Origin of the sequence: Aquiflexum sp. (assembly GCF_041751335.1) — a bacterium.
Classification (GTDB): Bacteria; Bacteroidota; Bacteroidia; order Cytophagales; family Cyclobacteriaceae; genus Aquiflexum.
This window is the reverse complement of sequence record NZ_JBGSXS010000096.1, coordinates 1-4,890: the sequence shown is the minus strand read 5'-3', so window position 1 is coordinate 4,890 and position 4,890 is coordinate 1. Positions and strand designations below refer to the sequence as shown.

General features: G+C 38.0%; 5 protein-coding genes. 2 read left to right on the top strand and 3 right to left on the bottom strand.

Going from position 1 to position 4,890, the window contains the following annotated elements; translation table 11 throughout:
* Positions 1 to 39: 39 nt before the first annotated feature.
* The 3 genes from ACEW8U_RS05725 to ACEW8U_RS05715 form a co-directional block, all read right to left on the bottom strand.
* Complete coding sequence (locus ACEW8U_RS05725; RefSeq protein WP_373521079.1) at positions 40 to 651, bottom strand: fumarylacetoacetate hydrolase family protein; 612 nt, start codon at positions 649 to 651, stop codon at positions 40 to 42.
* Between the two features lie 319 nt (positions 652 to 970).
* Entirely contained in the window at positions 971 to 1,651 is a 681-nt protein-coding gene (locus ACEW8U_RS05720) for a response regulator transcription factor (protein WP_373521078.1), read from the bottom strand.
* The gene (locus ACEW8U_RS05715) at positions 1,648 to 3,099 is read right to left on the bottom strand and encodes a sensor histidine kinase (RefSeq protein WP_373521077.1); all 1,452 of its coding nucleotides are present in this window, start codon (positions 3,097 to 3,099) and stop codon (positions 1,648 to 1,650) included. Before ACEW8U_RS05715 ends, ACEW8U_RS05720 begins: the two co-directional genes overlap by 4 nt.
* Before the next feature lie 128 nt (positions 3,100 to 3,227).
* Between ACEW8U_RS05715 and ACEW8U_RS05710 the strand changes: the two genes are divergently transcribed.
* Positions 3,228 to 3,974 (top strand): GLPGLI family protein, encoded by a 747-nt coding sequence (locus ACEW8U_RS05710; RefSeq protein WP_373521076.1) that lies wholly within the window; start codon positions 3,228 to 3,230, stop codon positions 3,972 to 3,974.
* Between the two features lie 313 nt (positions 3,975 to 4,287).
* Positions 4,288 to 4,890: carboxypeptidase regulatory-like domain-containing protein (locus tag ACEW8U_RS05705; RefSeq protein ID WP_373521075.1), on the top strand; the 603-nt coding region annotated here is incomplete at its 3' end.

Sequence of the window (4,890 nt, the reverse complement as noted above, 5' to 3'; positions counted from 1 at the left end):
ATTCCAATAGAAATTAACAGGAATAAGGAATAGAGGTATTTACTTGACTTCAAAATCCAACAGTTTTTTATCTTCAATAAATGCTTCCAACCGGTCTCCGATATTTACTTTCCCAACACCCGCAGGTGTTCCTGTATATATCAGATCTCCTTTTTTTAAAGTAAAAAATTTCGATACGTATTCAATTATGGTTGCAAAATCAAACAGCATCATGTTGGTATTTCCTTTTTGTTTTTCCTGCCCATTGATCAGTAAATTGAAATTGATGGCATTGAGGTCTTTAAAAGATGAAACAGGTAAATATTCCCCAATTGGTGCAGAATCATTGAAAGCTTTTGCAATTTCCCATGGAAGACCTTTTGCCTTGCACTTGTCCTGAAGATCCCTTGCTGTAAAATCAATGCCTATACCGATTTCTTCGAAATAACGGTCAGCGAATTTTTTTTGTATATGCTTACCTTCTTTTGAAACTTTCAGAACCAGTTCAACCTCATGGTGAATGTTTTCAGAAAAGTCAGGATGGTAAAAAGGTGCATTGTTTTTTAGGAGGGCGGTATCAGGTTTTAGGAAAACAACAGGTGCAGATGGACGTTCATTTTTGAGTTCCTCGATATGTTCTGCGTAGTTTCTTCCAATGGCAATGATCTTCATACGGTATACTAGGTTTACAGGACAAAGAAAAACAATTTTGAACGGTTCACACAGGGATTTGGGATAAATGGGGGATAAAATTTGATGGATTTATCAGGTGAGTGAAATTCCTTTGAAAATGGATATGGATTGATTTGGTTCAGATGGAATTTATTTTGTAAAACAATATTGATTCAAGATCAACAAAGGAGTATGTGGTATTTTTATTTGAACCACAAAAGTATCAAAAGGAAACAAAAGGGGATAAGACAAAACCCTTTTTGGATTACAAAGGATTATATCTTTTAATCACTTATTTCACTTTTGTAGTTCAGTTAAATTATACCGAAAAATAATACCCGATGCCTTTGATGGTAATGATCTGAATATTGGGGTCGGATTTCAGCATATCTCGAAGTTTTGTAATATAAACATCGAGGTTTCTTGAATTGAAATAGCTGTCATCTCCCCAGAGCTTCAATAGAATATCTTTCCTTTCGGTGGTCTGATTCGTTTTGTCAATTAACATCATCAAAATACCTGCTTCTTTGTGGGATAACCTTTTTGTGTCCCCACTTGGATCCATCAATTCGAACTTGTTAGGATAAAACACAAACTTACCGAAGGGAATCTCCTGTTTTCCATTTTGCTTTTGACCTTTGGTCAAGCTCAGAAGATTTTCAATTCTGACGATAAGTTCCTCCAAACTAAAAGGTTTCTTTAGGTAGTCATTGCCCCCTGATTCAAATCCTTTCAAAACATCTTCAACCTGGCTTTTTGCTGTGAGAAAAATGATGGGCATAGCCGGTGTAATCTGTCTAATAGCTTTGGCCAATTGATAACCATCAATTTTGGGCAGCATGATGTCGAGGACACAGATATCGGGTTTTGATTCTGGAAACATGCTTAATGCAATTTTTCCATCATCTGCCATTATGACCTCATATTTTCTGCTTTGAAGGCTCTCTTTCACTATTTTTCCCAGGGCAGGTTCGTCCTCAACATAAAATATTTTGGTCATATTTTCTGGAATTGAATTGTGAAAGAAGATCCTTTTCCAAGCTGGGAATCAAGGAATATTTTTCCCCCATGAGATTGGATGACTGCAGCTACTTGTGCCAAACCCAAACCATAGCCTTTTACATCATGGAGATCATGTTGGGGAACCCTAATGAATTTTTCGAAGATTTCTTTTTGATACCCTTCGGGTATACCGATTCCCTTATCCGAAATTTTAAGCAATATCTCATAATCCATTTCATGTAAATGAATATCGATAGATTTAATATCCTTGCTGTATTTTATGGCATTGTCCAAAAGATTGAAGATGACCAAGCTAAGCTGTTCCTCATTTCCGTAGATTTTGAATTGGTTTCCCTGTTTTTGATATCGAAATTCAAATGATTGGGATTGCAGCATCGGCTTGAATGAGTTGATTCTATCTTCCAATAATACCTCCAATTCCAATGGTCTGAAATTCACTTTTTCCTCTTTTTCCAAAACACTGGATTTGAGGATGTTTTCGGCCATGGCCGTCAATCTTTTCAGTTCATTTTTGGCAATCTGAATATATTCCTTTCGGGTTTCCAGATTGTCTTTGGCCCCAAAGTTTTCCAATGACTCAAGGATAATGGCTACAGTGGAAACAGGGGTTTTCAATTCGTGGGTAATATTGCTGATGATGTCGTTTTTGAGCAGGTTTAGCCTTTGTTGCTTTAGCATGTTTCTGTACATGGCAAACATAGACCAAGAAATAAAAAGAACTACCAATAATGCAAACAAGAAAGGATTGAGCATTTTCTTGAAAAGGAATCCGCGATAAGTCTCAATGTAACCAACTATTCTTGTTCCAAATGGTATTCTGATTTCTTCCAGTGAAATGGCATTTGCAGGAATCGGATTGGCTTCATTCAGTACGTCATATCTTCTTACTTTTGCTTCAAGGGGACAATCGTTTTCAGCCAAAACTTCATTGAATCGGATTTCAATAGTTTGGGGATCCAAGGGTTCCCTGTTTATCCTATAAGTGAATTTCCGGGCTTCTTTTATACTGTCTATTCCCATCATCAAAGGCCTGAAAACCCGCTTTAAGGAATCAGCAAACCCAGAATCTCCTGTTGTGATTATTTGAATCTGTCTATTTGAACCAAGGATGGTGTCTTTTCCATTGGGTTCACTTTTCACTTCTATGCGAACACTTCTTAAAGTATCCTGAAAAGAAAAATTCCTGAAATGGGGAGTTCCATAAACTGTATCTAGCAAACCGGGAATAAAAACCGGATTCAAATCTTTCAATACTAATGAATCCAGCATCCCTGTGACCGTAGTCGCAAAAAGCAATCTTGTTTCTTGTTTGAGGCTGTTTTTGTAATCTTTATAAACTGAAGCCAACCAAAAAAACTGTACCAGGATCAGCACCAGAATACTTCCTACCATCAGGATTAAATACAGTTTGTTATTCTTTTGCATAGGACAAATATATTAGGTTTTGAAAGGCTTTCGATCTCCCATTAACCTTAATTAACCTTGTATTCAGGTTGTTTAACCTAATCTCATTTTTCGATGGATTACTTTTGAAAATCCAAAATCCAAAGGTTATGAAAAAATACATTTTAGCAATTCTAGTCTGTGCTTCTTGGGCATTTATTTCCAACGAAGTATCAGAAGGGGTAATCACTTATTCCACCAAGATCAACATGCACAAAAGAATACCTGCCGGCCAGGAAGAAATGAAAAAAATGATGCCGGAATTCAATACCTCCCAGAACCTGCTTGTCTTCAATCAATTAAGTAGCTTATACAAAGCGGTTCCACCAGATGAAAACCCTTTTGAATCCCAAGCAGGACCAGGAGGAGGTCAGATGGTCATAAGAATTGCCAACCAAAATGAAACTTATTTTGACAGGGATGAAGATATGGTAATCCAGTTAAGGGAGTTTATGGGAAAAAAATACCTGACCAAAAATGATACAAAAAGGCTTCCATGGAAATTGGGTACAGAAACCAAAGAGATTCAGGGGTTTTTATGTAGGAATGCCTTTTTCACCGATGAGAATGAAAGGGAGATTTTAGCTTGGTACACGGAAGAACTGAGAATTCCCCTTGGACCGGACCGCTTTCATGGTCTTCCGGGACTGATTATGGAAGTCAATATCAATGAAGATGAAATGGTGATCAGTGTTGAAAAACTGGATTTTAGAAGCCTGAAAAAAAATGAATTGAAAGAACCAAAAGTTGGAAAGGAAATTACCGATGAAGCATACAGGGCTATGATGCAGGAACAAATGGAAAAAATGGGAGCCCAAGGGGGGCAGGGAGGATTTAGGATGATGATTAGGAATTAGGTTTGAGATATGAGACATGAGACGTGAGACATGAGATAGGTTCAAATTTTGGTAGGCTTTGGATAGCTGAGTTAAGTCTCTCTTCTAAACCAATGACGTAATCGGAGCAACTCGTCATGCTGAACGGAGAGAAGCATCTCTCGAGGTTCAGGAAATGATAAATACAAGCATAAATAGGACCTCTAGAGATTCCTCGTTCCTCGGAATGACGCCCACTTCAATGTCATCCCCTTCCTGGAAATGCCAATTTTACCAACCTGAAATGACAAGCCTCTTATGTCTTAAGTCTAATGTCTCACTTCTCAATAAAAACATGAAACCAACCATTACCACAATTTTACTTATATCCATTGTTTTCTCCTCATATAGCCAATCCAGCAGATGGTCGGTCACGGGGAATATTCAGGATGAAAAAGGACAAGGTTTACCTTCGGCAACCATTACACTTTTGGATCCGGCTGATTCTACTTTGGTGACTTTTGGGGTAACCAATCCAAGTGGGGGATTTGAAGTTAAAAACCTTCGGGAAGAAGCCCTTTTGTTACAGGTGTCTTTTGTGGGATTTGAAACATTCCACAAAAAAATCACCAAGCCTATTGAGGGAAATTCCTCATCTCTAGGAACTATCATCCTTAAGGAAGCGACAGCCGATCTTGATGTATTTACCATAGAAGCAATTGCTCCTGTCACGATCAAAAAGGATACAGTTGAATTCCATGCGGATGCATTTAAGACGAATCCCAATGCGAATGTTGAAGACCTTTTGAAAAGGCTTTCAGGAGTGGAAGTGGATACTGATGGCAATATTAAAGCTCAAGGCGAAACTGTCCGTAGGATTTTGGTGGATGGCAAGGAGTTTTTTGGAACAGATCCCAAACTTGCTTCAAGAAATCTCTTGGCAGAAGCGATTGAGAAA

Excerpts from the sequence above, each read along its gene's own strand:
- ACEW8U_RS05725 (WP_373521079.1), bottom strand. The coding sequence starts at position 651 with ATGAAGATCATTGCCATTGGAAGAAACTACGCAGAACATATCGAGGAA.
- ACEW8U_RS05720 (WP_373521078.1), bottom strand. The coding sequence starts at position 1,651 with ATGACCAAAATATTTTATGTTGAGGACGAACCTGCCCTGGGAAAAATA.
- ACEW8U_RS05715 (WP_373521077.1), bottom strand. The coding sequence starts at position 3,099 with ATGCAAAAGAATAACAAACTGTATTTAATCCTGATGGTAGGAAGTATT.
- ACEW8U_RS05710 (WP_373521076.1), top strand. The coding sequence starts at position 3,228 with ATGAAAAAATACATTTTAGCAATTCTAGTCTGTGCTTCTTGGGCATTT.